Source organism: Kineococcus rugosus (assembly GCF_050871975.1).
Taxonomy (GTDB): Bacteria; Actinomycetota; Actinomycetes; order Actinomycetales; family Kineococcaceae; genus Kineococcus.
The window spans coordinates 24,041-50,212 of the sequence record NZ_JBJLSJ010000005.1; the positions used below are offsets into that span (position 1 = coordinate 24,041).

The following is a 26,172-nucleotide window of genomic DNA, read 5'->3' on the forward strand; positions in this document are numbered from 1 at the left end:
CCCCGAGGAGACCCCGTGAAACGACAAGTCCCGAACCCGGCCGAGGTGCTGGACCTGGTGAGCTTCAAGAAACCCGAGCTCAACGGCCGGAAGCGACGGCTCGACGCGGCCCTGACGATCGAGGACCTGCGCCGCATCGCGAAGAAGCGCACCCCCAAGGCCGCCTTCGACTACACCGACGGCTCCGCCGAGGGCGAGGTCTCCCTGGCCCGCGCCCGCCAGGCCTTCAGCGACGTCGAGTTCCACCCCTCCATCCTGAAGGACGTCTCCAAGGTCGACACCTCCACCACGATCTTCGGCGGCCCGTCCGCGATGCCGTTCGGCATCGCCCCCACCGGTTTCACCCGCCTCATGCAGACCGAGGGCGAGGAGGCCGGCGCCGGGGCCGCCGGTGCCGCCGGGATCCCCTTCACCCTCTCCACCCTGGGCACCACCACCATCGAGCACGTCAAGGCGGCCAACCCCACCGGCCGCAACTGGTTCCAGCTCTACGTCATGCGCAAGCGCGAGATCTCCTACGGCCTCGTCGAGCGCGCCGCCCGCGCCGGGTTCGACACCCTCATGTTCACCGTCGACACCCCCGTGGCCGGAGCCCGGCTGCGGGACAAGCGCAACGGGTTCTCCATCCCCCCGCAGATCAGCCTGACCACCGTGCTGGACACCGCGATCCGCCCCGCCTGGTGGTTCGACTTCCTCACCACCCGCAAGCTGGAGTTCGCCTCCCTCACCGAGACCGGGGGCACCGTCGGCGAACTGCTCGACTACGCCATGGACCCCTCCATCTCCTACGACGACCTCGCCGAGATCCGCGCGATGTGGCCGGGCAAGCTCGTCGTGAAAGGCGTCCAGAACGTCCCGGACTCGCGCAAGCTGGCCGACCTCGGGGTCGACGGGATCATCCTGTCGAACCACGGCGGTCGTCAGCTCGACCGCGCCCCCATCCCGTTCCACCTGCTGCCCGAGGTGGTCCGCGAGGTCGGGCGCGACACCGAGATCGCGATCGACACCGGCATCATGAACGGCGCCGACATCGTCGCCTCCATCGCCCTGGGCGCCAGGTTCACCCTCATCGGGCGGGCCTACCTCTACGGCCTGATGGCCGGCGGCCGGGCCGGGGTGGACAAGGCCATCTCCATCCTGTCCGACCAGGTCGTCCGCACCATGAAGCTCCTCGAGGTCACCAGCCTCGCCGAACTCACCCCGGCCCACGTCACCCAGCTGCAACGGCTCGCCCCGCGTCCCCTGCCCTGATCCGCCGCCCCGGGCTCCACAGGTCGCCCGCGTCCACCGAGGGGAACCGCCCGGGGCGGCGCCGACGCTTGCGCGGGCGAGGCTGACGGGGTGCTGAGCTCGCTGCTGCCGACGGGTGTGGTCGCTCTCGCGGCGGCGGGGGTGGCCGCCGCGACGGTGGCCGCCCCCGCCCCCGCGCCCCCTCCCGCACCGCCGCCGGCGGCCGCGGGCACCCCGTCGTGGGGCTGGCCGGTCGACCCGCCGCGAGTGCTGCGCGGTTTCGAGGACGTGGGCCGGTACGAGGCCGGTCACCGCGGCGTCGACCTCGCCGCCGACCCGGGCCGGGCGGTGGTAGCGGTCGCCGCCGGGACGGTGTCCTTCGCCGGGCCGGTGGCCGGGCGCGGGGTCGTGGTGGTCCTGCACCCCGACGGCACGCGCACGACGTACGAACCGCTCGAGGCGGCCGTCCGCCCGGGCGAGCAGGTGCGGGCCGGAGAGGTGCTGGGCGCGCTGGCCGCCGCACCGCGGCACTGCGCCGTCCCCTGCCTGCACCTCGGGCTGCGCGCCGGCGAGACCTACCTCGACCCGCTGGCGCGGCTGCGTGCCGCCGCGCCCGTCCTGCTGCCGCTGGGTCGGTCGTGAGCCGGCCGTGAGCCGGCCGTGAGCCGGCCGGGTCAGCCGGCGTCGGCCAGCTTGCCGCGCAGCTGCAGGACGGCCTTGGTGTGCATCTGGCAGATGCGCGACTCGGTGACCCCCAGGACCCGCCCGATCTCGGCGAGCGTCAGGCCCTCGTAGTAGTAGAGCGTCACGACGATCTTCTCGCGCTCGGGCAGCTGGTTGATCGCCCGGGACAGCAGGAACTTCGTCTCCTCGCTCTCGAACGCGGCGACGGGGTCCTCGGCCTTGGTGTCCTCGAGGGTGTCGACCAGGGAGAGCTTGTCGCCCTTCTCCCCCGAGACGCTGAGCAGCTCGTCGAGCGCGACGACGTTGACGTAGGAGACCTGGCTGAAGATGTGGTGCAGGTCGGACAGGGCGATGCCCATCCGGTCGGCCACCTCCGCCTCGGTGGGGGTGCGGTGCAGCTCCCCCTCGAGGGTGGCGTACGTGCGCTCGACCTCGCGGGCCTTGCTGCGCACCGACCGCGGGATCCAGTCGATGGCGCGCAGCTCGTCGATGATGGCGCCGCGGATGCGGGAGATGGCGTAGGTCTCGAACTTGATGGCGCGTTCGATGTCGAACTTCTCGATGGCGTCGATGAGCCCGAAGATGCCGTAGGAGACGAGGTCGGCCTGCTCGATGTTCGGGGGCAGGCCCACGCCGACGCGCCCGGCCACGTACTTGACCAGCGGCGAGTAGTGCATGATCAGCTTCTCGCGCACGTACGGGTCCGCGGTGGCCTTGAACTCCTCCCACATCGCCCGCAGCGCGGCCTCGGCGGCCTCCTGCTCCGGCGTCGAGGGACCCTTGCCCTTGCGGCTGGTGAAGCGGGCGTTGGCCTGTGGCCGGCCCGCCGGCTGCACCTCGTCCGCGGGCGGGGTGGACTGCTGCTCGGTCGTGCCGGTGGTGTCGATGCCGCGCTCCTGACCGTCGTCGACCACGCGCAGGTCGGACGGGACCGTGGAGGCGCGCTCGTTCCCCGCTGCTGCTTCCACCGTGCTCCTCCCCCGGACCTCAGGCCCGTGGGTGGGCCTGACGGTGCGAACTCCGCAGTCGCTCCACGGAGACGTGCGTGTAGATCTGCGTCGTTGACAGCGTAGCGTGACCGAGCAACTCCTGTACGCTACGAAGGTCAGCTCGCCCGTCCAGCATGTGCGTCGCGGCCGCGTGCCGCAGACCGTGCGGGGACGTGTGCGGGGCACCCGGGACCGCGGCCACCGCCCGGTTCACCACGGTGCGGACCTGCCGCTGGTCCATCCTGCGCCCCCGCACCCCGAGGAACAACGCCTCCCCCGACCCCGGCCCGGTCAGGTGCGGTCGCCCGTGATCCAGCCACGCCTGCACCGCCCGCAGCGCCGGCGTCCCGAACGGGACCGTCCGCTGCCGGTCCCCCTTGCCCAGCACCCGCGCCGTGCGGTGCTCCACGTCCAGGTCCGGCACGTCCAGGCCCACCAGCTCGGCCACCCGGCACCCCGTGGCGTACAGCAGCTCCAGGACCGCGCCGTCCCGCAGCGCGACCGGGTCGGCGCCCGGGCCCTCCTCTCGCGCCCGCACCGCCGGTTCCAGCGCCGCCCGCACCTGCGACTGCGCCAGCACCCGGGGCAGCTCCCGGGACCGCTTCGGCGCCTGCAACCGCAGCCCCGGGTCCGCGGCGGCCCGCCCCGTGCGGTGCGCCCACGCCGTGAACGTGCGCACCGCGGCCGCCCGGCGCGCCAGCGTCGAGCGCCGCAGGTCGCCCGCCCCCCGCGTCTGCCAGGCCCGCAGGTCGGCCAGCCCCAGCAGGTCCAGGTCCAGCGTCCCGTCGTCGGCCGCGGGGACCGTCGTGGTGAGCAGGTCGCGCACGTCCGCGCAGTACGCGCGCACGGTGTGCTCGGAGCGGTTGCGCTCGGCGCGCAGGTGGGTGGCGAACGCCGACAGCAGCCCGGTCAGGTCCTCGCGCCCCACCCCCGCACCGTCGCCCGCCCACCGGCGCGGCGCAAGCCGCCGCGCCGGTCGGGACGGGTCAGTCGCCCTTGACGTTCACGACCTGGCGCAGCGTGTGCCGCACCTCCACCAGGTCGGCCGCGTCGGCCATGACCCGGTCGATGTCCTTGTAGGCGGCCGGGATCTCGTCGAGGAAGGCGTCGGTGTCGCGGTACTCGATGCCCCGCATCGACTCCCGCAGCTGCTCGCGGGTGAACGTGCGGCGCGCCGCGGACCGGCTGTACTCGCGCCCGGCGCCGTGCGGGGAGGAGTCCAGGGACATCCGGTTCCCCTTGCCCACCACCACGTAGCTGGCCGTGCCCATGGACCCGGGCACCAGACCCGGGCGCCCCGCGTCGGCCCGGATGGCGCCCTTGCGCGACAGCCACACCTCGCGGCCGAAGTGCCGCTCGCGGGAGGTGTAGTTGTGGTGGCAGTTGATGCGCTCGCGGTCCTCCACGTCGGCCCCGAGGAACTCCCCGAGCCGCGCGGCGACGCGGTCCATCATCTCCTCGCGGTTGAGCAGCGCGAAGTGCTGGGCCCAGCGCAGGTCCGCGACGTACTCGTCGAACTCCGGCGTGCCCTCCACGAGGTAGGCCAGGTCCCGGTCCGGCAGCGGCACGAACCACTGCGCGCACAGCCGCTGGGCCACCGCGATGTGGTGGGTGGCCAGCTTGTTGCCCGGCCCCCGGGAACCGGAGTGCAGGAACAGCCAGACCGCGTCCGCTTCGTCCAGGGACACCTCGATGAAGTGGTTGCCCGACCCCAGGGTGCCCAGGGCCGTCCGGCACTTCGGGACCAGCTGCTCGCGGAACGGCGCGCGGTGCGGTTCGAGCGCCTCGAGCTCGGCCACCCGCGGTGCGGCGGTCGCCGACACGTCCCGGTTCGCGGCGCCGGCCGACAGCGGGACCGAGCGCTCGATGGCCTCCCGCAGCACCGACAGGTCCCGGCCGACCAGGTCGGCCGCCGTGAACTGCGTCCGCACGGCGATCATGCCGCAGCCGATGTCGACGCCCACGGCCGCCGGGATGATCGCCCCGTCGGTCGGGATGACCGACCCGACGGTCGCCCCCTTGCCCAGGTGGGCATCGGGCATCAAGGCGATGTGCGGGTGGATGAACGGCATGGTGGCGGCCGTCTCGGCCTGCCGGCGCGTCTTCTCCTCCAGGATCGACGCCCAGTTCACCAGCTTGTCCGTCAGCCGCTCCACGACTCGCCCTCTCTCCGCTCAGCCTGCGCGGCAACGGTTCCCGCGCCAGGCACGAGGGACGACGATACGCACGCCCCGCCGCGGTGCCCACCGCTTTTCACGCCACCACCTCCGTCGCCGCCCCCCGTCGCCACCCGTCCTCGACCCGCACGGCGTGACCGGACAGCTCCAGCCGGCCCAGGATCGCCTGCACCCCCGGCACGTCCAGCCCGCTGTCCCGCGCGAGCTGCTCCAGCCCCCCGCCGCCCCGGCGCGGCAGGCACTCGGCCACCCGCAGCTCGTCGCGTTCGAGGCCGTCGAAGGGGCGGGCCCGCACCCGGGGTGCCCGCACCGGTTCCCGGCCGAGGTCGCCCAGGAGCTCGGCGACCTCGTCCGCGCTCGTGACGCACACCGCACCGCGCTCGCGCAGCAGCCGGTGGCAGCCCGCCGAGGCCGCCGACGTCACCGGCCCGGGCACCGCCCCCACCGGCCGCAGCAGGCGCTCGGCCCGGTCGGCCGTCGACAGCGCCCCGGAGCGCCAGGCCGCCTCCACCACGACGGTGCCGCGGGTCAGCGCCGCGATGAGCCGGTTGCGCTCCAGGAACCGCCACCGCGTGGGCGTCGCCCCGGGCGGGACCTCCGAGACCAGCGCACCCGTGCGCGCCAGCCGCGCCAGCAGCGCCGCGTTCCCCGCGGGGTAGCTGCGGTCCACCCCGCAGGCCAGGACCGCGACGCTCACCCCCTCGACCGCGAGCGCCGAGCGGTGCGCGGCGGCGTCGATGCCGAACGCCCCGCCGCTGACGACGGCGAACCCGCGGTCGGACAGGCCCACCGCGAGCTCGGCGGCGACGTGCTGGCCGTAGGCGGTCGCGGCCCGCGAGCCGACGAGGGCGGCGCTGCGGCGGGTGGCGTCGGCCAGGTCGGCCGGGCCGCGCACCCACAGGCAGAACGGCGCCCCGAGGGGGCGCTCGCCCGTGGTGTCGACGTCGAGGTCGGCCAGGGTGGTGGGCCACTCGGCGTCGCCGGGGACGAGGAGGCGGCCACCGGCGGCGCGGACGGCGGCGACGTCGCCGGCGGGGTCGGTCTCGTGCAGCCGGGTCTGCCACCGCTCGGGGCCGCGGCCGGTGACGACCGCCTCCAGCGCGAGCGGGGCCCCGACCTCGGCGACGAGCCGGGCCGCGGCGCCGTCACCGGGTTCGGCCAGGCGGCTCCAGGCAGCGCGGGCGAGGCGGTCGTCGTCCAGGGCGGCGCGCAGGGCCGGGGGCACGGGCCGCTGGGCGGGGACGGGGCGCCGGGTCACGCGCCCACCCCCGTCGCGGCGGCCCCGCGCAGCGCCAGGGCGCGGCCCACGTCGTCGCGGTCGGGGGTCGTGGCGCCGCGCAGGTCCGCGACGGTCCAGGCCAGCCGCAGCACGCGGTCGAGGCCGCGCAGGGTGAGGGCGCCGCGGTCCAGCGCCCGGTCGAGGTCGCGGGTGGTCTGGCCCGGCAGGCGCAGCGGGCCGCGCAGCAGCGGGCCCCTGAGCTCGCCGTTGGTGTCGATCCCGTGCCGCCGTAACCGTTCCCGCTGCACGCCGCGGGCCTGGGCGACCCGGGCGGCGACGACGGCCGTCGACTCCCCGGCCCGGGGTTCGGCGACCTCGGCGCGGGTGACGGCGTGGACCTGCAGCTGCACGTCGACCCGGTCGAGCAGGGGGCCGGACAGCTTGGTGGCGTAGCGGCGGCGGGCCTGCGGGGTGCAGGTGCAGTCGACGCCCTTGCCGACGGCCCGGCCGCACGGGCAGGGGTTGGCGGCCAGCACCAGCTGGAACCGGGCGGGGTAGCGGGCGGTGCCGCGGGCGCGGTGCAGGACCAGCTCGCCGTGCTCGAGGGGCTGGCGCAGGGCGTCCAGGACGCGGGCCTCGAACTCGGGGGCCTCGTCGAGGAACAGCACGCCGCGGTGGGCGCGGGAGACCGCTCCGGGTCGCGGCACGCCGCTGCCCCCGCCGACGAGGGAGGCGACCGAGGCGGTGTGGTGCGGGTCCTCGTACGGCGGCCGGGTGATCAGCGCCGTCCCGGGCCGCCCGCGCAGGGTGCCGGCGACGGAGTGCACGGCCGTCACCTCGAGGGCGGCCTCCTCCTCCAGGTCGGGCAGCAGGCCGGGCAGGCGGGCGGCGAGCATCGTCTTGCCGGCCCCCGGCGGCCCGTTCATGAGCAGGTGGTGGCCGCCGGCGGCGGCGACCTCCAGCGCGGAGCGGGCCTCGGCCTGCCCGACGACGTCGGCGAGGTCGAGGGGGCGCCCGGCGCCGGTGCGCGGGGGTGGGACGAACGCGCGCGGCGGGTCGGGCAGGTCCAGCGGCGGGTCACCGCGGTAGTCGGCGACGAGCTCGGCCAGCCAGCGCACCCCGCGGACGGCGATGCCGGGCACGAGGGCGGCCTCCTCGGCGGTGCTCTCGGGCACCACGACGCTGCGGACCCCGGCCCGGGCGGCGGCCAGCACGGCGGGCAGGACGCCGTCGACGGCGCGGACGCTGCCGTCCAGGCCGAGCTCGCCGAGGTGCGCGGTCTCGGCCGAGGCCTGCGGGGGCAGGACGCCGGCGGCGGTGAGGGTGGCGACGGCCACGCTCAGGTCGAACGCCGAGCCGTTCTTGGGCAGCGTCGCCGGGGACAGGTTGACCGTGATGCGCTGCGAGGGCAGCGGGAAGCCGGAGTTCGCGGTGGCCGCGCGCACGCGGTCCTTGGCCTCGTTGAGCGAGGCGTCGGGCAGCCCGACGAGGACGAAGGCGGGCAGACCGGCGGAGATGTCGGCCTCGACCTCCACGAGGTGCCCGTCGAGGCCGACCAGCCCCACGGCCAGGGACCGGGCCAGCGCCATCAGAGCACCCCGCGCAGGTGCTCGACGCGGGCCGGGCCGCGCTCGGCGGGGACGACGGCGACGACGTCGACGCGGACCCCGGCGGGAGCGACGTCGGGCCGGGTCTTGAGCCACTCGGCGGTGAGGTCGTGCAGCCGGGCCAGCTTGGCGGGCGTGACGGCTTCGGCCGCGGTCCCCGCCCGGGCGCTGCGGCGGGTCTTGACCTCGCAGACGACCAGGACGTCCCCGTCGCGGGCGAGGATGTCGATCTCGCCGTGCCGGCACCGCCAGTTCCGCTCCACGACCGTCATGCCGGCCTCGGTCAGCCACCGCGCGGCCACCCGTTCCCCGTACCGTCCCACCGCGTCCTGCGCACGCACGTGCACCACCTCCGCGCCCAGCCTGCGGCGGGCGCGGCGGCGACCGGGCGCGGCGGGAGGGGCTGTGGACGGCGGGTGGGCTCAGCGGGCCCTGTGGAGACGGCGACGTCGTCGTCGGGCCGTCGTCCACAGCGAGGACGCGCCCCAGCGACCCCCCGGCAGTGGGGCGCGTCCCCGGGGTGCATCGTCGCACGGCCGAGAAGCGTTACGCATCGCGTCATCCAGGGGCTGGATGGGCGGCGCCGTCCTCAGCGCTCGCGGAGCTCGGGGGTGTCCGGCACCTCGATGTCGCGCTTCTGCAGCTCCTCGACGTTGACGTCCTTGAACGTCACGACGCGCACGTCCCGCACGAACCGGGCGGGGCGGTAGACGTCCCACACCCACGCGTCGTGCAGCGTGACCTCGAAGTAGGTCTCGCCGTCCGCCGTCCGCACCTGCAGGTCCACCGAGTTCGCGAGGTAGAAGCGCCGCTCGGTCTCCACCACGTAGGAGAACAGCGACACGACGTCGCGGTACTCGCGGTAGAGCTGCAGCTCCATCTCGGTCTCGTAGTTCTCGAGGTCCTCTGCGCTCACGGGACCATCATGCCCGTCGTGCCACCGAGGTGTCGGAGGTGAGGTCCGCGAGCGCGTCGCCCGGGCCCGGCGCCTCCGCCGGCACCTCCACGGCCCGGGGTGCGGGCAGCGCGACCCCGGGCAGCCGCCAGCTGCGCCGGTGCTGCTCGCAGGGGCCGTGCTCGGCCAGGGCCTGGAGGTGGTCGGGGGCGCTGTAGCCCTTGTTGCCGGCCCACCCGTACCGGGGGAAGTCGGCGTGCCGGGCCGTCATCAGGGCGTCGCGCGTGGTCTTGGCCAGGACGCTGGCCCCGGCGACGGCCGCGCAGGTCACGTCCGCCTTGATGCGCGTGGTCACCGGCGGCGCCGCGCACGGCAGCGCGGGGACGGCGCCGTCGAGCTCGTCCAGCAGCGACGGCTCGCGCGGGTCGCTGAGGTAGTCCTGGTTGCCGTCGAGGACGACCAGGTCCGGGAGGACGGGCAGCTGGGCGAGCGCGCGGCGGCCGGCGAGGCGCATCGCGGCCGTGATGCCGACGGCGTCGATCTCGGCGGGCTCGGCGTGCCCGACGGCCCAGGCGACGGCCCAGCGCCGCACCTTGGGCGCCAGCGCCTCCCGCGCGGCGGGGGTGAGCAGCTTGGAGTCGCGCAGCCCGAGCGGCGCGGTCGGGGTGGACGCGTCGACGACGAGCACGCCGATGCTGACGGGCCCGGCCAGCGACCCGCGGCCGACCTCGTCCGCGCCGGCGACGAGGGTGTGGCCCGCCCGCAGGAACTGCCGCTCCAGGCGCAGCGAGGGCGCCACCGAGGACGAGGGGACCCTGCGGGTGGGGCGGGGGCTCACGAGACCCCCGACGGCCCGCTGACGGAGTCGAAGTCGTCCGGGGTCCCCAGCCACGACCAGTGCGACAGGGGCCAGACGACGGCGTAGGCCCGCCCGACGACGAGGTCGACCGGCACGAAACCGCCGTGCGGCTTGTCGCGGTTGTAGCGGGAGTCGGCGGACTCGGCGCGGTTGTCGCCCATCACCCACAGCATCCCCTCGGGGACGGTGACGTCGAACTGGGTGGCGCTCGGCACCACGCCCTCGGCCAGGTAGGCGGACTCGTCGACCGGTGTGCCGTTCACCGTGAGCAGGCCGTTCGCGTCGCAGCAGACGACGTGGTCGCCGGGCAGGCCGACGACCCGCTTGATGAGGTGGTCGTCGGAGTCCTCCGGCAGCAGGCCCACGAACGTGAGGACGTCGGCGACGACCGTCCCGACCGCACCGCGCTGGGTGGGGACGGTCGGGTCGAGCCAGCCGCCGGGGTCGGAGAAGACGACGACGTCACCGCGGTGCAGGTCGAAGGGGCCCGGCGCGAGCTTGCTGACGATGACCCGGTCGCCGATGTCCAGGGTCTGCTCCATGGACTGCGAGGGGATGAAGAAGGCCTGCAGCAGGAAGGTCTTCACCACGAGGGAGACGACCAGAGCGACCGCGACGACCAGGACGGTCTCGCGGACGGCGGCGAAGAAGCCGCCGGCGGCGGACCGCCTGCGCGGTGCGGGGTCCCCGGGTGCGTCCACGTCCTGCTCCGCCTCGCGCTCGGTGCTCACGACCCGTTCCCCCGTTCGACGGTCCCGACCGCGCCCAGCGGCCAGGTGACGGCCACCACGCGCCCGATCACGTCGTCCACCGACACGGTGCCGCCGCCGGGCGAGCCGAGGTGGGACCGGGAGTCGACGGAGTCGCTGCGGTGGTCGCCCATCAACCACAGTCTCCCCTGCGGCACGGCGATGTCGAACTCGACGTCGCTGGCGGCGTCACCGGGGAACACGTACGGCTCGGCCAGCGGCTCGCCGTTCACGAGGAGCCGGCCCTGCTCGTCGCAGCAGGTGATCCGGTCCCCGGGCAGTCCCACGACGCGCTTGACGTAGTCGGCCTCCCCGGGGCGGAACCCGAGCAACCCGGCTGCGGCGGCCCCGAGCCGGGCCAGGCCCTCCGGCGGCGGCGGGGCGTCGGCGAACGTGCCGGTGCCGTCGAAGACGACGACGTCCCCGCGCCGGACGTCGTCGGCGTCGACCCGCCAGACGAGCACGCGCTCGCCGGGTTCGAGGGTGGGGCGCATGGAGTCGGAGGGGATCGAGAAGGTCTGCACCACGAAGGTGCGCACCAGCAGGACCAGCAGCAGCGCGATGGCCAGGACCAGGACGGCCCGGGCACCGGTCGGGCTGCGCCGGGTGGACGGCCGCGGTGGGGTGGTCGTCACGGAACTCCTGCCTCGCGGGGACTGCTCACCGCGGACCGCGCGGCTGGGTGAGTCTAGTCAGGACCCCGGCGGGCGGGGCGGGACGACACGAGCCGGGCTCCCCGCGGGGGAACCCGGCTCGTGCGCGGTCCGTCGGTCTCAGCCGCGGGCGGTCGTCGTGTCGCGACGCTCCTTGATCTTGGCGGCCTTGCCGCGCAGGTCGCGCAGGTAGTACAGCTTGGCGCGCTTCACGTCACCGCGGGTGACGACCTCGATCTTCTCGATGACCGGGGTGTGCAGCGGGAAGGTGCGCTCCACGCCGACGCCGAAGCTGACCTTGCGGACCGTGAAGGCCTCGCGGATGCCGCCGCCGGTGCGGCGGATGACGACGCCCTGGAAGACCTGGACACGGGAGCGGCTGCCCTCGATGACCTTGACGTGCACCTTGAGGGTGTCGCCGGCGCGGAACTCCGGGATGTCGTTGCGCAGCGATGCTGCGTCGATGCTGTCGAGCACGTTCACGGCTCTGCTCTCTCCTCCTGCAGGACGCCACAGGTCATCGGCGCAGGTGTCGGTCCCGCGACGGTGGCCCGGCGGGGCGGCCCCCTGTGGCGGGCGTGCCCCCCGCGGCCCGGAGGCAGCGGTCACCGGCCGTCACGGCGTGGTGGTTTCAACCGACGAGTCTGCCACAGCAGCGGCCGTGGGCGAGAATCCGTGATCACCGGGGACCCACCCCAGCTCGGCCAGCACGGCCAGGTCGCGCCGGTCGCAGCGCGCCGGGTCCAGCCGCCCGAGCACGTCGGGGCGCCGGGACGCGGTGCGGCGCAACGCCTCGTCGCGGCGCCACCGCTCGACCGCGCCGTGGTTGCCGCCGGCGAGCACGGCCGGCACGTCCAGCCCCCGCCAGCTGGCCGGTTTGGTGTAGGCCGGGTACTCCAGCAGCCCGTCGTGCTCGGGGGCGTGGCTCTCCTCGGTCAGCGACGCCGCGTTGCCGACGACCCCCGGCACCAGCCGCACGACGGCCTCGGTGATCGCCAGGACGGCGACCTCCCCGCCGTTGAGGACGTAGTCGCCCAGGGACACCTCCCGGACCCGGACCCGGGTGCGGTAGTGCTCCACGACGCGCGCGTCGATGCCCTCGTAGCGGCCGCAGGCGAAGACGAGCCACGGCTCGGCGGCCAGCTCCACGGCCGCGCGCTGGCTGAAGACCTCCCCCACCGGGGAGGGGACCACCAGGACGGGCCCGTCCTCGCGCGCGTCCGCCGGCGGATCGGCCAGCAGCGCGTCGAGGGCCTCACCCCACGGCTCGGGCTTCATGAGCAGCCCGGCGCCGCCGCCGTAGGGGGTGTCGTCGACCGTGCGGTGCCGGTCGTGGGTGTGCTCGCGCAGGTCGTGGACCCGCACGTCCAGCAGCCCCTGCGCCTGCGCCTTGCCGATGAGGGACAACCGCAGCGGCGCCAGGTAGTCGGCGAAGATCGTGACGACGTCCAGGCGCACTACTGCTCGTCCCCCGGCAGCTCGACGAACAGCCCACCCGGCGGGTTCAGCACGACCTTGCGCCGGCGCACGTCGACGGTCGGCACGAGGGCGCGGACGAAGGGCACCAGCACCTCGCGGCCGTCGGTGCCGGTCACGACGAGGACGTCCTGCGCCGCACCGGTGAGCAGGTCGGCGACCACGCCCAGCGGCGTCCCCGTGACCGTCACGGCGGCCAGCCCCCGCAGCTGGTGCGGGTACCAGGCGTCGTCGGTCTCGTCGGCCTCCTCGTCGACGTCGACGAGCAGCAGCGTGTCCCGCAGCGCCTCGACGGCCGTCCGGTCGGCGACCTCCGCGAACGTCAGCAGCAGCGTCTGGTTGTGCCAGCGCGCCGAGGCGACGGTCAGCGGGCCGGCCGGCGGCTCGGTGCGCAGGACGGCCCCGGGGGCCAGGCGCTGGTCGGGGTCGTCGGTGCGCAGCTCGACGGTGACCTCACCGCGCACCCCGTGCGGGCGCCCGATGCGGGCGACGACGTACTCCACGAAACGGCTCCAAGGGTGGGAACGGCGGAACGCCGGGGCCGCCGGAGCGACCCCGGCGTCCCGGGAACTGCTGGTCCTCAGCGGCGGTCCACGTCGACGAGGTCGACGCGCACGGACTTGCCGCCGGCGAGCGCACCGATGACGGTGCGCAGCGCCTTGGCCGTGCGACCCGCACGGCCGATGACCCGGCCCAGGTCGTCCGGGTGCACGCGAACTTCGAGCAACGCACCGCGCCGCAACGTCTTCGACGTCACCTGCACGTCGTCGGGGTGACCGACGATGCCGCGCACGAGGTGCTCGAGAGCGTCCGCGAGCACCGGGTCAGGACTCTTCGGCCGGGGTCTCGGCGTCGGCGGCGGGCGCCTCGGCCGGGGTCTCGGCAGCCTTCACGACACCACCGGCGGGAACGCGCGGGGGCTTGGTGTTGGTGGCCGGGACGCGGTAGGTGCCCTCGGCGCCGGGCAGGTTCTTGAACTTCTGCCAGTCGCCGGTCACTTTCAGCAGCGCGGCGACCTGCTCGGTCGGCTGCGCGCCGACGCCGAGCCAGTACTGCGCCCGGTCGGACTTGATCTCGATGGTCGAGGGGTCGGTCATCGGGTTGTAGATCCCGATCTCCTCGATCGCACGCCCGTCGCGCTTGTTGCGGGAGTCGGCGACGACGACGCGGTAGAACGGCGCACGGATCTGGCCCATGCGCTTGAGGCGAATCTTGACAGCCACGGTGTGGGGTGTCTCCCGGTTCTGGAGTGTCGGACGGAGCGTTCCGGTGTGGGGACGCCGGGACGATCAGTCCATGGACACGCGCGCCCCGGGTGAGAGGGTCCCTGGGCGAACGAGTGCCCGTCCATCATGCCAGAGGTCGCCCACCGTCCACGACACGGCCGCGCAGCACCACCCGCGGGGCCCGCAGCACCCGCAGGTCGCGTCGCGGGTCGCCGTCCAGGACCAGCAGGTCGGCGCTCGCGCCCTCGACCAGCCCGGGGTGCCCCAGCCAGCGCCGCGCCGACCACGCCGCGGCGTCGAGGGCGGCGGTGCGGCTCAGCCCGGCGGCGACCAGCTCGAACAGCTCGTCGACGATCAGCCCGTGCGGCAGGACGCTGCCGGCGTCGGTGCCGGCGAACAGCGGGACGCCCGCGTCGTGCAGGGCGGCGACGTTCTCGTACCGCCGGGCGTGCAGCGCCCTCACGTGCGCGGCGTAGGCGGGGAACTTCGGCTCCCCCCGGTCGGCGATGCCGGGGAACGTGGCGATGTTCACCAGCGTGGGGACGACGGCGACCCCGGCGGCGGCCAGCCGCGGCAGCAGCTCCGGCCGCAGCCCCGTGCCGTGCTCGATCCCGTCGACCCCGGCGGCGAGCAGGTCCTCGACGCCGTCCTCGCCGAACTGGTGGACGGTGACGCGCGCGCCGACCTCGTGGGCGGCGGCGACCCCGGCGGCGAGGACGTCCGCGGGCCAGCACGGCGCGAGGTCACCGGTGGTGCGGTCGATCCAGTCCCCGACGAGCTTGACCCAGCCGTCACCGCGCCGGGCCTCGACGCGCACGTGCTCGACGAGGTCCTCGGGTTCGATCTCGTGGGCCAGCCCCCGCAGGTAGCGCCGGGTGCGGGCCAGGTGCCGTCCCGCGCGTACGATCCGCGGCAGGTCCTCGCGCTCGTCGATCCAGCGCGTCTCCGACGCCGACCCCGCGTCGCGCAGCAGCAGCGCCCCGGCCGCGCGGTCGGTGAGCGCCTGAGCCTCGCTGACCTCGTCGGGGACCCGGCCGTCCGGGCCGATCCCCACGTGGCAGTGCGCGTCGACCAGCCCGGGCAGGACCCAGCCGGGGAGGGTGGACCCGACCCGGGCGGGCTTCGAGAAGGTCAGGCGCCCCCCGACGATCCAGGCCTGCCCGGCCACCTCGTCCGGGCCGAGGAGGACCGGGCCGGGCAGGTGGGTCGCGCTCACCGGGTCCTCACTGGCCCAGGTACTTGTCGAACCCCTTCGGCAGGTTCAGATCGGCCGGGTCGAAGCCCTTGGACGGGTCGGGCAGCCCGAAGGCCGACCCCGGCTGGGAGGTGGCCTTCTCGGCGGCCGCGGCCTCCTGCTGGGCGCGCTTGGCGGGGTTGCCGCTCTTGCCCTTCTTGCCCTTGGCCGCCGCGATGCGCGCCTTCTGCTTCTTCGACGCGCCGCCGCCGGCCCCGCCGGGCATGCCCGGGATGCCGGGCAGCCCGCCCCCGCCGAGGCCGTTCTTCAGCGAGCGCATCATCTTCTGCGCCTGCCCGAACCGCTCGAGCATGTCGTTGACCGCGGACACGCTCTGGCCGCAGCCGGCCGCCACGCGCGCGCGCCGCGAACCGTTCATGATCTTCGGCTGCCGGCGCTCCAGCGGCGTCATCGAGCGCACCATCGCCTCGATGCGGTCGAACTCGCGCTCGTCGAAGGCGTCGAGCTGCTGACGCATCTGCGCCATGCCCGGCAGCATCCCGAGCATCTTCTTCAGCGAGCCCATGTTGCGGACCGCCTGCAGCTGCTGCAGGAAGTCGTCGAGGGTGAAGTCCTCGTCGGCGGCGAACTTCGCCGCCATGGCCTGCGCCTGGTCGGCGTCGAACGCCTTCTCGGCCTGCTCGATCAGCGACAGGACGTCGCCCATGTCGAGGATGCGCGAGGCCATCCGGTCGGGGTGGAACGGCTCGAAGTCGTCGAGCTTCTCGCCCGTGGAGGCGAACATGACGGGCTGGCCGGTGACGTGCCGCACCGACAGCGCCGCACCGCCGCGGGCGTCGCCGTCGAGCTTGGTGAGCACCACGCCGTCGAAGCCGACGCCGTCGCGGAACGCCTCGGCCGTGGCGACGGCGTCCTGGCCGATCATGGCGTCCAGGACGAACAGCACCTCGTCGGGCTGGACGGCGGCCCGGATGTCGATGGCCTGCTGCATCATCTCGGCGTCGACGCCGGTGCGGCCGGCGGTGTCGACGACGACGACGTCGTAGTGGTGGTGCCGGGCGTGCTCGATGCCGCGGCGGGCGACCGAGACCGGGTCGCCCACGCCGTTGCCCGGCTCGGGGGCGAAGACGTCGACGCCGGCGCGCTCACCGGTGATCTGCAGCTGGTTGACGGCGTTGGGGCGCTGCAGGTCGCAGGCCACCAGCAGCGGGCGGTTGCCGTTGCCCTTCAGCCAGCGGCCGAGCTTGCCGGCCAGCGTCGTCTTCCCGGCCCCCTGCAGACCCGCGAGCATGATCACGGTCGGGGGGTTCTTGGCGAACCGCAGCCGTCGGGTCTCCCCGCCGAGGATGCCGACGAGCTCCTCGTTGACGATCTTGACGACCTGCTGGGCGGGGTTGAGGTGCCCCACGACCTCGGCGCCGGTGGCCCGCTCGCGGATGCGGGTGGTGAAGTCCCGCACGACGGGCAGCGCGACGTCGGCGTCCAGCAGCGCCCGGCGGATCTCCCGCACGGTCGCGTCGACGTCGGCTTCGGTCAGCCGCCCCTTGCCGCGCAGCGACTTGAACGTGGCGGTGAGGCGGTCGGAGAGCGTGGCGAACACGTCCGACAGCCTAACCGGCGCTACCGGCCCGGGACCTCCGCCGCGTCCGAGAGCGCCTGGATCGCCATCGCGACCCGCGGCGGGCTCAGCCGTTCCCCCGACGGCTCGGCCAGGTAGAGCACGTCGACGGCCTGCGCCGCGTACGTCGCGACGTGCGCGGACCGGATGTCGATGCCCTCCACGGCCAGCGCCCGCCCCAGGGCGTGCAGCAGCCCGGGCCGGTCGGCGCAGCGCACCTCCAGCACGGTCGCGCGCTCGGAGGCGCCGGGCAGGATCACCACCCGGGGGTGCGCGACGAGCGAGCGCGCGCCGCCGCCGGGGCGGCGGGCCTGGGCGTCGCGCGCGCTCAGCCGCTCCAGCAGCGCGACGTCCCCGGCGACGATCCGGTCCAGGCCCTGCCGCAGCAGGACCGCCGACGGCGGTTCGCCGGTGGGCGACTCCACCCACCAGGAGTCCACGGCCACCCCGTCGAGGGTGCGCACCAGCGCCGACCGCACGAGGAACCGGTGCCCGGCCAGCAGCCCGGCGAGGTCGGCGAACAGGCCGGTGCGGTCGGGGGTGACGACGGTGACGACGAAGAACCCGTCGACCTCGCGGACGTCGACGCGGGTGCGCCCGTCGGTGGCGACCGCGGCGGCCAGCGCCTGCTCGGAGGCGTCGAACGGCGCCGGGCCGGGGGCCTGCTCCCCCGCCAGGGACTTGGTGGCGCGGGCGACGAGGTCGTCGACCAGGCGCGCGCGCCACGGCGACCAGGCCGCGGGCCCGGCCGCGCGGGCGTCGGCCTCGGTCAGGGCGCGCAGCTCCTGCAGCGTCTCCAGCCGGCCGCCCGTGGCCTCGACGAGCGCGGCGACGGTCTGCGGGTCGTCGGGGTCGCGGCGGGTGGCGAGGTCGACGAGGGTCAGGTGCTCGGCGACGAGCCGGCCCACGACCTCCACGTCGGCGGCGTCGAGGCCGATCCGCGCGGCCACGGCCCGGGCCAGCGGGGCACCCGTGCGGGCGTGGTCCTGCGCGCCGGGCAGCTTGCCGAGGTCGTGGGTGAGGGCGGCCAGCAGCAGCAGGTCCGGTCGCTCGACCTCGCGCAGGAACGGCTGCGCCGCGACGGCCGTCTCGATGAGGTGCCGGTCCACCGTCCAGCGGTGGACGGCGTTGCGCTGGGGCCGGTTGCGGATGGCGGTCCACTCCGGGACCCACCGCTCGACGAGGCCGACCATGTCCAGGGACTCCCACACCGGCACCTGCGCGGGGCCCGCCGCCAGCAGTTCCAGCAGGGCCTCGCGGGCCGGGACCGGCCACGGGTCCGGCAGCGGCGGGCAGGTGGTGACGAGGTGGTCGAGCGTGACCGGGGACAGCGGCAGCCCGACCCGCACGGCCGTGGCCGCGGCGCGCAGCGGCAGGACGGGGTCGTCGGCGGGGCTGACGCCGGCACCGAGGACGACCTCGCCGTCGTGCTCGACGAGCCCGTGCCCCAGGGACCGCAGCCGCGGCCGCTTGCCCTGGGCGCGCAGGCGGCGGGTCGGGGTGGACTGGCGGGCCCGCCGGGTCGTGAGGTCGACCGCCGCGGAGATCGTGCGGGCGGCCTGGGCCACCGCGGCCAGCATGAGGTCGGCGTCGGCGTACCCGCAGACGACGGCGGTGGCGTCCTGCTCGGGCAGGATCAGCCGGTCCCCCGGCCGCCCGGAGGAGGCCTGCAGGCCGTCGCGGACGTCCAGCAGGACCGTGTGCGCCTCGTCGACGGCGCCGTGCGGGCGGTCGGTCAGCCAGCTCGCCGCGAGCGCGCGCAGGGTGACGGCGTCGCGCAGCCCGCCGCGGGCCTCCTTGAGGTCCGGTTCCAGCAGGTAGGCCAGCTCGCCGAAGCGGGCGGACCGCTCGGCGAGGGCCTCGAGGACCTGCGGCAGTCGGCGGCGGGCCCCGGCCCGCCAGTCGTCGAGCAGGTGCCCGCGGGTGCGGGCGACGAGACCGCCGTCCCCGGCGACGACGCGCAGGTCCAGCAGGCCGGTCGCGGCGGCGAGGTCGGCGGCGGCGACCTCGCGGCACTCCTTGGCGGTGCGCACCGAGTGGTCCAGGCGCAACCCGGTGTCCCACAACGGGTACCAGATGCGGTCGGCGAGCTCGGCGACGTCGTCGCGGCCCAGGGCCCGGCCGTCGTGCAGGAGGACGAGGTCGACGTCGCTGGCCGGTCCGGCGTCGCGGCGGGCCAGCGAGCCCACGCACGCCAGGGCCACGCCGTCGCCGAGCGGGCCCAGCGGCTGGACGGCCCGGTCCCACACGTCGCGCAACCGGGACTCCACGAGCTGGACCAGCTCGGCGCGGCGGTGCGGACCGGGCCTGCCGGCCCGCACCGCCAGCGCGAGTCGCTCGGTGCGCAGGTCGGCGCTCAGGGCCGACCCGCCACGGGAGCGTTCACCACGGGGTTGCTCCGTTCTGCTGCGGGGTCAGAGCGCGTCGGGACCGTGCTCGCCGGTCCGGACCCGGACGACGTCGTCGACCGGCACGGTCCAGACCTTGCCGTCCCCGATCCGCCCGGTCTGGGCGCTCTTGACGACCACCTCGACGACGTCGTGGGCGTCCACGTCGTCGACGAGGACCTCCACGCGCACCTTCGGCACCAGGTCCACGGTGTACTCCGCGCCCCGGTAGACCTCGGTGTGGCCGCGCTGGCGGCCGTAGCCGGAGGCCTCCGAGATGGTGAGCCCCTGGATGCCGTAGGCCTCCAGCGCGGACTTCACGTCGTCGAGCTTGTGCGGCTTGATGATGGCGGTGAGCAGCTTCATGCGGAGACCTCCGAGGAACCGGTGGTGGCGTGGCGGGCGTCGGTCGGGCGGGCGGGCGAGCCGGCGACGCGGCCGCCGCCCCCGGTGAGGGTGCCCCAGTCGTAGCCGGACTCGGCGTGGACGACCTGGTCGATGCCGGCCACCTCGTCCTCCTCGTCGATGCGGAAGCCCATCGTCTTCTGGATGACCGTGCCGATGACCAGGGTCACGACGAAGGAGAAGACCATGACGGCGATCGCCGAGTAGAACTGGATCCAGAGCTGGCCCGCGCCGCCGCCGTAGAAGAGGCCGTCGACGCCGGCGGGGGCGTCGGCGGTGGCGAACAGGCCGATGGCCAGGGTGCCCCAGAGGCCACCGACGAGGTGGACGCCGACCACGTCGAGGGAGTCGTCGTAGCCGAGCTTGTACTTCAGGCCCACGGCCAGGGCGCACAGGACACCGGCGACGAGGCCGACCACGGTGGACGTCACCGGGTTCAGCGCGGAGCAGGCCGGGGTAATGGCGACCAGGCCGGCGACGGCACCGGAGGCGCCGCCCAGGGAGGTGGCGTGACCGTCGCGGACCTTCTCGGTGAGCAGCCAGCCGAGGACGGCGGCGCAGGTGGCGGCGAGGGTGTTGACCCAGGCGACGGCGGCGGTGCCGTTGGCGGCCGTGGCCGACCCGGCGTTGAACCCGAACCAGCCGAACCACAGGATCCCGGCGCCGAGCATGACCAGCGGCAGGTTGTGCGGGCGCATCGGCTCGCGGCCGAACCCGCGGCGCTTGCCCAGGACGAGGGCCAGGGCCAGACCGGCGGCGCCGGCGTTGATGTGGATGGCGGTCCCGCCGGCGAAGTCGATGGCCCCGGCGGAGGCGATCCAGCCGCCGACCTCGGAGACGACGCCGTCGAAGGAGAACACCCAGTGCGCGACGGGGAAGTAGACGAGGGTGGCCCAGACGCCGGCGAACACCATCCAGGCGCCGAACTTGGCGCGGTCGGCGATGGCGCCGGAGATCAGGGCGACGGCGATGATCGCGAAGGCGGACTGGAAGCCGACGAACGCCATGGCGGGCAGGGTGCCGATGAGGTTGTCGGCGCCGAGCAGGCCGGTCAGGCCGAAGAACTCGGACGGGTCGCCGAGCAGCCCGCCGCCGACGTCGTCGCCGAAGGCGATCGAGAAGCCGTACAGGACCCACAGGACCCCGATGAGCGCCATCGCGCCGAAGCTCATCATCATCATGTTCAGGACGCTCTTGGCGCGGACCATGCCGCCGTAGAAGAGCGCGAGTCCGGGGGTCATCAGCAGCACGAGCGAGGCGCTGACGAGCACCCAGGCGGTGTCACCGGTATCCATGGGCAACGGGCCTTCCGCAGGGCCGGGCTGTGCCGGCGGGGAGTCGGGGCGAACGAGGTCAAAGGTGACCGGACCTCGTTACAGCCCCTGTCGCGCCGTGTTTCGCCCGTGTGACGGACCCACCCCCGGTGTGAACTTCAGGTAACGCGCTCAGCTGAGCAGCGCGTCCACGAAGGCCTCCGGCTCGAAGGGCGCGAGGTCGTCGGCGCCCTCCCCCAGGCCCACCAGCTTGACCGGCACCCCCAGCGACCTCTGCACCGCCACGACGATGCCGCCCTTGGCGGTGCCGTCGAGCTTGGTCAGCACGATGCCGGTGACGTCGACGACCTCGGAGAACACCGCGGCCTGCCGCAGGCCGTTCTGCCCGGTCGTGGCGTCCAGGACGAGCAGCACCTCGTCCACCGGGCCGTGCCGCTCCACGACCCGCTTGACCTTGCCGAGCTCGTCCATGAGGCCAACCTTGTTCTGCAGCCGGCCGGCGGTGTCGATGAGGACGACGTCGACCTCGGCCTCGATCCCCTGCTTCACCGCGTCGAAGGCGACGGCCGCCGGGTCGGCCCCGTCGCGGTCGGAGCGGACGGTGGGGACGCCGACGCGGTCGCCCCAGGTGGCCAGCTGCTCGGCGGCGGCGGCGCGGAAGGTGTCGGCCGCCCCGAGGACCACGTCCTTGTCCTGGGCGACGAGCATCCGGGCGATCTTGCCGACCGTGGTCGTCTTGCCGGTGCCGTTGACGCCGACGACCATGACGACCGCCGGGCGCCCGCCCTGGCGCTCGGTGGTCAGCGAGCGGTCCACGTCGGTGCCGATGGCGGCCAGCAGCTCCTCGCGCAGCATGCCCCGCAGGTGCTCGGGGTCGCGGGTGCCGAGGACCTTCACCCGCTCGCGCAGCGCGTCGACGATGCGGGTGGTCGGCTCGAACCCGATGTCGGCCAGCAGGAGGGTCTCCTCGACCTCCTCCCACGTCGCCTCGTCCAGGGTGTCGCGCGACAGCAGCGCCAGCAGGCCCTGCCCGAGCGCGGAGTTGGACCGGGAGAGCCGTTCGCGCAGCCGGACCAGCCGGCCACCGACCGGGGCGGGCCGCTCCACGACGGGACCGTCGGGCAGGCCGACGTCCTCGACGGTGCGGGTGGGGCTGTCGCGCGGGACCTCGGCGTCGTCGCCGACCCCGGGCAGCGGCCCGTCCCCGTCCCGCAGGCCGGCCTGCTGCCCCGGCCGCGGCGGCAGCGACCGGCGCCGACGGCCCGGCCGGACGAGGCCCACGACCGCACCCACCGCCGCGAGGGCGATGACCACGACGAGGCCGATGACGATCTCGAGCGTCTCCACGAGGCCCGATCTTCCCAGACCCCCGGACCGGCGGCGGTCAGCGGGCGCGGGCCGCCCGGTGCTCGTCGCGGCCGGCGCGCGCGGTGCGGCGCTGGGCCTCCAGCCGCTCGGCGAGCTGACGGGCCGCGCGCTCGCGGTGCTCGCGCAGCACCGGCAGCAGCCGCTCAGCGGCGGCGTCGACGCGCGCCATGAACCGGCTGCCCCGGCGGCGCAGGGTCGGGGCGGCGACCGACAGCAGGACGACGAGGGCCAGGCCCACCGTCAGCGCGAACGTCACCAGCAGGGTCGCGACCATCACGGGTTCACCCTCTCCGCCTCCACGGCGCCACTCACCACGGCTCTGAGCGTGGCTCTCACCACGCGTCCACCTTGCCCCGCTGGTCCCGGGCCCACCACCGGGGCCACGCCGTCGTTGCCGGTCCGTGACCGGATGCTCATCGCGGCGTCACCGTCAGGCCGGGCGGGCGTCCCGCAGCCGCTGGCTGACGACCGTGCTGATGCCGTCGCCGCGCATCGTCACCCCGTACAGGGCGTCGGCGATCTGCATCGTCCGCTTCTGGTGGGTGATGATGATCAGCTGGCTGGTGGCGCGCAGCTCCTCGAACAGCGTGATGAGCCGGGACAGGTTGGCGTCGTCGAGCGCGGCCTCCACCTCGTCCATGACGTAGAACGGGCTGGGGCGCGCCCGGAAGATCGAGACGAGCATCGCCACCGCGGCCAGCGAGCGCTCCCCGCCGGACAGCAGCGAGAGCCGCTTGACCTTCTTGCCCGCCGGGCGGGCCTCGACCTCGATGCCCGTGGTGAGCATGTCGGAGGGGTCGGTGAGCACCAGGCGGCCCTCCCCGCCGGGGAACAGCCGCGGGAACACCTCCTCGAACTGCTGGGCAACCTCGGCGAACGCCTCGGAGAAGACCCGCTCGACGCGCTCGTCGACCTCCTTGACGATGTCCAGCAGGTCCCGGCGGGAGTTCTTGAGGTCGTCGGACTGGGTCACGAGGAACTGGTGGCGCTCCTCCATCGCCGCGTACTCCTCCAGCGCCAGCGGGTTGACCTGCCCCAGCTGCGACAGGGCCCGCTCGGCCGCGCGGCGGCGCTTGTCCTGCTCGGCGCGCACGTACGGCCGCGGCTGCGGGGGCGCGTCGGGCTCGGGGTCGCCGGGCGCCGGCGGCGACGGCGGGACGGGCTGGTCGGGGCCGAACTCCGCGACGAGGACGTCGGGGTCGGTGCCCAGCTCCTCCAGGGACCGCTGCCGCAGCTGGTCGATCTTCCACCGCTGCTGGGCGCGGGCGACCTCGTCGGCGTGCCGGGTGTCGCCGAGGCGCTGCTGCTCGTCCTTGAGGGACTCCACCGCGCGGCGGGCGGCGGTGACCTCCTCCTCGAAGCGGGCCCGCGCGACCTCGGCGGCCTCGCGCAGCCGCGCGGCCTGGGCGTTGGAGGTCTCCCAGACCGCGAGCGCCCGCTGCGCCCCGTCGCGGACGGTGGCGGCCACGCGGGACTGCTCGGCGCGCCGGGCGCGGCGGGCGGCGGCGCGCTCGCGGGCGGCGAGCTCCTCGGCGGCCTGCCGCTCCAGGGCGTCGGCGCGCCCGGCCAGGGCCCGCGCGCGCTCCTCGCCGGTGCGCAGCGCCAGGCGCGCCTCGGTCTCGGTGCGGCCGAGGCCGCGGGCGACCTCGGCGAGCCGGTCCCGCTCGTCGGTGGAGACGTCGCCGTCCTGCTCGGGGGCCGCCGAGGCGGCCTCGAACCGCTCGGTGAGCCCGGCCAGCTCGGCGCGGTCGGCCTCCAGCCGGGCGGTGACCTGCTCGCGGGTGGCGCGCAGCCGGTCCGCCTCCGCCGCGGCCGAGCGCACCGCCGAACCGAGCTGGCCGAGCTGCTCGGCGACGGCGTTCATCCGGGCGTCGGAGTCGTGCAACCGGTCCAAGGCCGCCTCGACCTCCTCGGCCGCGCCGGCCCGCCCGGTGCGGGCCTGCTGGAGGGCGAACTGCCCGCGCTGGACGCGGTGCTCGGCGGCGGCCAGCGCGTCGGCGGCCTCGTCGACGGCGGCCTGGACCTGCAGCAGGCTCGGGGTGGACGCCGAGCCCCCGGCGGCGACGTGCGCACCGATGAGGTCCCCGTCGCGGGTGACGGCGACCAGCTCCGGGGAGGACTCGGCGACCGCCCGCGCCGCGGGGAGGTCGTCGACGACGACGACGTGCCCGAGCAGCCGCGTCAGCGCCGGGCGCAGGTCGTCGGGGGCGGTGAGCAGGTCCAGGGCCGCGCGGGTCCCGGCCGGGGCGGCGGGGACCGGGGCCGGTCCGGTGGTGGCCACGAGCATCCCGGCCCGGCCGGCGTCGTCGTCCTTGAGGTGCTCGATGGCGCGGGCGGCGTCGGCGGGGGTCGCGACGGCGACGGCGTCGGCGGTGGCGCCGAGCGCGGCCGCGACGGCCTGCTCGTAGCCCGGTTCCACGCTCAGCAGCGCCGCGACCGAGCCCAGGACCCCGCTGAGGGCGGGCCCGGCGGCCAGCAGCGCCCCGGTCCCGTCCTTGCGGGCCAGGCCGATCTCCAGGGCCTCCTTGCGGGCCGACCAGGTGGCCCGGTCGCGCTCGGCGGCCTGCAGGTCGGTGCGGGCGGCCTCCAGGACGGCGTCGGCGGCCTCGAGCGCGGCGGCGGCGGCCTCGTGCGCGGCGTCCAGCCCCTCCTCGCCCTCCTCGACGCCGGCGACCTGGGTCTCCAGCGCGGTGAACTCCGTCTGGGCCCGCTGCCGGCGCGCCTCGGCGTCGGCCAGCGAACCGGAGAGGCGTTCCAGCTCGGCCTCGGCGGCCTCGACGCGGCTGGTGCGGGCCGCGACCTGCCCCCCGAGCCGGGCCAGCCCCTCGCGGCGGTCCGCGGCGGCGCGCAGGGCGGCCGCCACCCGCTGGTCCTCCTCGCGGGCGGCGCGGTCGGCCTCGGCGCGGGCGGCGAGGACCTCCTCGAGGGCGGCGCGGTCGGCCGCGACCCGGGCCGTCAGCCCGGCCTCCTCGGCCCGCACCCGCTGGGCCTGCGCCAGGAGCTCGTCGGGGTCGCGCCGCCCGGTCTGCTCCTCCGGTTCGGCGGCCAGCAGGCGCAGCCGCTCGGCGGCCAGCGCCTGCACGCCGCGCAGCCGCTCGGCCAGGGCCTGCAGCCGGTGGTGGGTCTCCACGGCCCGGGCCAGGTCGGGGGCGGCGGCCGCGGCGGCGGCGCCGGCGGCCTCCAGTCGCGCCGCGGCCTCGGCCAGGTCGGCCTCGACCTGGCCCTGGCGGGCCTTGAGCGCGGCCTCGTCGGCCTCGTCGCGCTGCAGCGAGCTGCTGGCCTGCACGAGCTCGTCGGCCAGCAGCCGCAGCCGGGCGTCGCGCAGGTCGGCCTGCACGACCTGCGCGCGCCGGGCCGCCTCGGCCTGGCGCCCCAGCGGCTTGAGCTGGCGCCGGATCTCGGTGACGAGGTCGGCGACGCGGGTGAGGTTGGCCTCCATCGCGTCGAGCTTGCGCAGCGCCTTCTCCTTGCGGCGCCGGTGCTTCAGGACCCCGGCGGCCTCCTCGACGAACGCGCGGCGCTCCTCGGGGGAGGCGTGCAGCACGGCGTCGATCTGGCCCTGGCCGACGATGACGTGCATCTCCCGGCCGATGCCGGAGTCGGACAGCAGCTCCTGGACGTCCAGCAGGCGGCACGTCTGGCCGTTGATGGCGTACTCCGACCCGCCCGTGCGGAACATCGTCCGGGTGATCGTCACCTCGGCGAACTCGATGGGCAGCGCCCCGTCGGTGTTGTCGATCGTCAGCGACACCTCGGCGCGGCCGAGGGCGGAGCGCCCCTGCGGGCCGGTCGTGCCCGCGAAGATGACGTCCTCCATCTTGCCGCCGCGCAGGCTCTTGGCGCTGCTCTCCCCCATGACCCAGGTCAGGGCGTCCAGGACGTTCGACTTCCCGGAGCCGTTGGGGCCGACCACGCACGTGATCCCCGGTTCCAGCCGCAGCGTCGTCGCCGAGGCGAACGACTTGAACCCCTTGAGGGTGAGGGTCTTCAGGTGCACGAGGTGGGAGCCTAACGAGCGGGGGGCCGTGATCCGGTGAGGCGAGCCGCGGCACCCGGTGGCGGGTCACGGCGGGGTCATCACGACCTGGAATGACGGGAACCACGACACGCAAAGCGCTCGGTGGGTGACCGCCCGGGGTTGTACAACGGTGGAACCGCCCC

At 75.3% G+C, this 26,172-nt stretch carries 25 protein-coding genes; 2 read left to right on the forward strand and 23 right to left on the reverse strand.

Annotated elements, in window-relative coordinates; translation table 11 throughout:
- The first annotated feature begins 15 nt into the window (after window positions 1–15).
- Together ACRYM6_RS03740 and ACRYM6_RS03745 are read left to right on the forward strand one after the other, a co-directional pair.
- Window positions 16–1,251, forward strand: a complete 1,236-nt coding sequence (locus ACRYM6_RS03740; protein WP_432541270.1) for an alpha-hydroxy acid oxidase — start codon at window positions 16–18, stop codon at window positions 1,249–1,251.
- Window positions 1,252–1,341: 90 nt separating this feature from the next.
- Window positions 1,342–1,872, forward strand: a complete 531-nt coding sequence (locus ACRYM6_RS03745) for a murein hydrolase activator EnvC family protein (protein WP_432541271.1) — start codon at window positions 1,342–1,344, stop codon at window positions 1,870–1,872.
- Between the two features lie 32 nt (window positions 1,873–1,904).
- Here the strand turns inward: ACRYM6_RS03745 and whiG are convergent, their stop codons facing one another.
- From whiG to smc, 23 genes are all read right to left on the reverse strand, one after another.
- The gene (gene whiG, locus ACRYM6_RS03750; RefSeq protein WP_432541429.1) at window positions 1,905–2,750 is read right to left on the reverse strand and encodes an RNA polymerase sigma factor WhiG; all 846 of its coding nucleotides are present in this window, start codon (window positions 2,748–2,750) and stop codon (window positions 1,905–1,907) included.
- 151 nt (window positions 2,751–2,901) lie between these two features.
- Window positions 2,902–3,831: a tyrosine recombinase XerC gene (locus tag ACRYM6_RS03755; RefSeq protein ID WP_432541273.1), complete on the reverse strand. Its 930-nt coding sequence runs from the start codon at window positions 3,829–3,831 to the stop codon at window positions 2,902–2,904.
- 58 nt (window positions 3,832–3,889) lie between these two features.
- Entirely contained in the window at window positions 3,890–5,059 is a 1,170-nt protein-coding gene (locus ACRYM6_RS03760; protein WP_432541274.1) for an RtcB family protein, read from the reverse strand.
- Between the two features lie 97 nt (window positions 5,060–5,156).
- Window positions 5,157–6,338 carry a DNA-processing protein DprA gene (gene dprA, locus ACRYM6_RS03765; RefSeq protein WP_432541275.1) on the reverse strand — a complete coding sequence of 394 codons (1,182 nt, stop codon included), beginning with the start codon at window positions 6,336–6,338 and terminating at the stop codon, window positions 5,157–5,159.
- Window positions 6,335–7,888 carry a YifB family Mg chelatase-like AAA ATPase gene (locus ACRYM6_RS03770; protein ID WP_432541277.1) on the reverse strand — a complete coding sequence of 518 codons (1,554 nt, stop codon included), beginning with the start codon at window positions 7,886–7,888 and terminating at the stop codon, window positions 6,335–6,337. Before ACRYM6_RS03770 ends, dprA begins: the two co-directional genes overlap by 4 nt.
- Window positions 7,888–8,256: a YraN family protein gene (locus tag ACRYM6_RS03775; RefSeq protein ID WP_432541279.1), complete on the reverse strand. Its 369-nt coding sequence runs from the start codon at window positions 8,254–8,256 to the stop codon at window positions 7,888–7,890. The genes ACRYM6_RS03770 and ACRYM6_RS03775 overlap by 1 nt, the downstream gene beginning before the upstream one ends.
- Before the next feature lie 239 nt (window positions 8,257–8,495).
- Window positions 8,496–8,822: a DUF2469 domain-containing protein gene (locus ACRYM6_RS03780; RefSeq protein WP_432541280.1), complete on the reverse strand. Its 327-nt coding sequence runs from the start codon at window positions 8,820–8,822 to the stop codon at window positions 8,496–8,498.
- 7 nt (window positions 8,823–8,829) lie between these two features.
- A complete protein-coding gene (locus ACRYM6_RS03785) occupies window positions 8,830–9,639 on the reverse strand; it encodes a ribonuclease HII (protein ID WP_432541282.1) in 810 nt (269 codons plus the stop codon).
- A complete protein-coding gene (gene lepB / locus ACRYM6_RS03790) occupies window positions 9,636–10,391 on the reverse strand; it encodes a signal peptidase I (RefSeq protein ID WP_432541283.1) in 756 nt (251 codons plus the stop codon). Before lepB (ACRYM6_RS03790) ends, ACRYM6_RS03785 begins: the two co-directional genes overlap by 4 nt.
- The gene (lepB, locus tag ACRYM6_RS03795; protein ID WP_432541285.1) at window positions 10,388–11,044 is read right to left on the reverse strand and encodes a signal peptidase I; all 657 of its coding nucleotides are present in this window, start codon (window positions 11,042–11,044) and stop codon (window positions 10,388–10,390) included. Before lepB (ACRYM6_RS03795) ends, lepB (ACRYM6_RS03790) begins: the two co-directional genes overlap by 4 nt.
- 138 nt (window positions 11,045–11,182) lie before the next feature.
- Window positions 11,183–11,545 carry a 50S ribosomal protein L19 gene (gene rplS / locus ACRYM6_RS03800; protein ID WP_432541287.1) on the reverse strand — a complete coding sequence of 121 codons (363 nt, stop codon included), beginning with the start codon at window positions 11,543–11,545 and terminating at the stop codon, window positions 11,183–11,185.
- A gap of 132 nt (window positions 11,546–11,677) precedes the next feature.
- Window positions 11,678–12,520 (reverse strand): tRNA (guanosine(37)-N1)-methyltransferase TrmD, encoded by an 843-nt coding sequence (trmD, locus tag ACRYM6_RS03805; RefSeq protein ID WP_432541288.1) that lies wholly within the window; start codon window positions 12,518–12,520, stop codon window positions 11,678–11,680.
- Entirely contained in the window at window positions 12,520–13,041 is a 522-nt protein-coding gene (rimM, locus tag ACRYM6_RS03810; protein ID WP_432541289.1) for a ribosome maturation factor RimM, read from the reverse strand. The genes trmD and rimM overlap by 1 nt, the downstream gene beginning before the upstream one ends.
- A gap of 77 nt (window positions 13,042–13,118) precedes the next feature.
- Window positions 13,119–13,358, reverse strand: coding sequence for an RNA-binding protein (locus ACRYM6_RS03815; RefSeq protein WP_432511718.1), 240 nt, complete (start codon window positions 13,356–13,358; stop codon window positions 13,119–13,121).
- Window positions 13,359–13,362: 4 nt separating this feature from the next.
- Window positions 13,363–13,761, reverse strand: a complete 399-nt coding sequence (rpsP, locus tag ACRYM6_RS03820; protein ID WP_432541291.1) for a 30S ribosomal protein S16 — start codon at window positions 13,759–13,761, stop codon at window positions 13,363–13,365.
- Between the two features lie 127 nt (window positions 13,762–13,888).
- Window positions 13,889–14,980 (reverse strand): amidohydrolase family protein, encoded by a 1,092-nt coding sequence (locus ACRYM6_RS03825; RefSeq protein WP_432541293.1) that lies wholly within the window; start codon window positions 14,978–14,980, stop codon window positions 13,889–13,891.
- A gap of 7 nt (window positions 14,981–14,987) precedes the next feature.
- On the reverse strand, window positions 14,988–16,559 hold the full coding sequence (ffh, locus tag ACRYM6_RS03830) for a signal recognition particle protein (RefSeq protein WP_432541295.1): 1,572 nt from the start codon (window positions 16,557–16,559) through the stop codon (window positions 14,988–14,990).
- Between the two features lie 20 nt (window positions 16,560–16,579).
- Complete coding sequence (locus tag ACRYM6_RS03835) at window positions 16,580–18,898, reverse strand: [protein-PII] uridylyltransferase (RefSeq protein WP_432541296.1); 2,319 nt, start codon at window positions 18,896–18,898, stop codon at window positions 16,580–16,582.
- A 93-nt stretch (window positions 18,899–18,991) separates the two neighbouring features.
- Window positions 18,992–19,330, reverse strand: a complete 339-nt coding sequence (locus ACRYM6_RS03840; RefSeq protein WP_432511723.1) for a P-II family nitrogen regulator — start codon at window positions 19,328–19,330, stop codon at window positions 18,992–18,994.
- Entirely contained in the window at window positions 19,327–20,664 is a 1,338-nt protein-coding gene (locus ACRYM6_RS03845; protein ID WP_432541297.1) for an ammonium transporter, read from the reverse strand. The genes ACRYM6_RS03840 and ACRYM6_RS03845 overlap by 4 nt, the downstream gene beginning before the upstream one ends.
- A gap of 150 nt (window positions 20,665–20,814) precedes the next feature.
- The gene (gene ftsY / locus ACRYM6_RS03850) at window positions 20,815–21,990 is read right to left on the reverse strand and encodes a signal recognition particle-docking protein FtsY (protein ID WP_432541299.1); all 1,176 of its coding nucleotides are present in this window, start codon (window positions 21,988–21,990) and stop codon (window positions 20,815–20,817) included.
- A 37-nt stretch (window positions 21,991–22,027) separates the two neighbouring features.
- Window positions 22,028–22,288, reverse strand: a complete 261-nt coding sequence (locus ACRYM6_RS03855; RefSeq protein ID WP_432541301.1) for a hypothetical protein — start codon at window positions 22,286–22,288, stop codon at window positions 22,028–22,030.
- A gap of 153 nt (window positions 22,289–22,441) precedes the next feature.
- Window positions 22,442–26,008 (reverse strand): chromosome segregation protein SMC, encoded by a 3,567-nt coding sequence (gene smc, locus ACRYM6_RS03860; protein ID WP_432541302.1) that lies wholly within the window; start codon window positions 26,006–26,008, stop codon window positions 22,442–22,444.
- Window positions 26,009–26,172: the final 164 nt, after the last annotated feature.

What these genes read in the sequence shown, in the direction of transcription:
- ACRYM6_RS03770 (WP_432541277.1), bottom strand. Translation starts at nt 7,888, where the DNA reads ATGGCGCTGGCCCGGTCCCTGGCCGTGGGGCTGGTCGGCCTCGACGGG.
- ACRYM6_RS03840 (WP_432511723.1), bottom strand. Translation starts at nt 19,330, where the DNA reads ATGAAGCTGCTCACCGCCATCATCAAGCCGCACAAGCTCGACGACGTG.
- ACRYM6_RS03845 (WP_432541297.1), bottom strand. Translation starts at nt 20,664, where the DNA reads ATGGATACCGGTGACACCGCCTGGGTGCTCGTCAGCGCCTCGCTCGTG.